Here is a 652-nt window from a genome sequence, read left to right on the forward strand (position 1 = left end):
TGGCGCTTGATCTGATAAGCCACAATTTCGCCGTTGTAGAGGTCCATGATCGGCGACAGGTACAGCTTCATGCCTTGCACCTTGAACTCGGTCACGTCAGTCACCCACTTCTGATTGGGCCGCTCGGCATGGAACTGGCGATTGAGGTCATTGCCAACCACAACATTGGCGGCCCCCTTGAAGGACCGGTAGCGCTTCACGCGTACCCGCGATTTCAGGCCCATCTCTCCCATCAGGCGCTGTACCCGTTTGTGATTGGTCCGATGACCCTGATTGGCCAATTCCAGCGTCACTGTGCGATAGCCATAGCGCCCTTGGCTTTGATCGTAGATTGCACGGATGTGCTCACACAGGGCTGCCTCATCCTGATCCGGATGGGCCAGGACGTGGTTCTGGTAATAGAACGTACTGCGTGACAACTCTGCCGCTTCGAGCAGAAGCGACAGCGTATGAACCTGCCTCAATCCTTGGATGGCTTGCGCTTTGCGTCCTGCGCCGCCTGCTCTTCCCGGATCAAGGCATCGAGTTTTTTTAGGTAGTCGGTCTCCGCGCGCAGATAGGCGACTTCCCTGAGCAGCTCATCGCGGCTCATATCCTCAGGCGGCTTGGACGAACGGCTCTTTTTCATCGGCTTTTGGGGCGGCTGCGGGGG

The 652-nt window shown here is 57.5% G+C and carries 1 pseudogene; it reads right to left on the bottom strand.

Annotated elements, in window-relative coordinates:
* Positions 1-652, bottom strand: a pseudogene (locus tag EKL94_RS22205) (IS3 family transposase); the annotation flags it as partial.

Source organism: Stenotrophomonas maltophilia (assembly GCF_003970865.1).
GTDB classification, from domain to species: domain Bacteria; phylum Pseudomonadota; class Gammaproteobacteria; order Xanthomonadales; family Xanthomonadaceae; genus Stenotrophomonas; species Stenotrophomonas maltophilia_AR.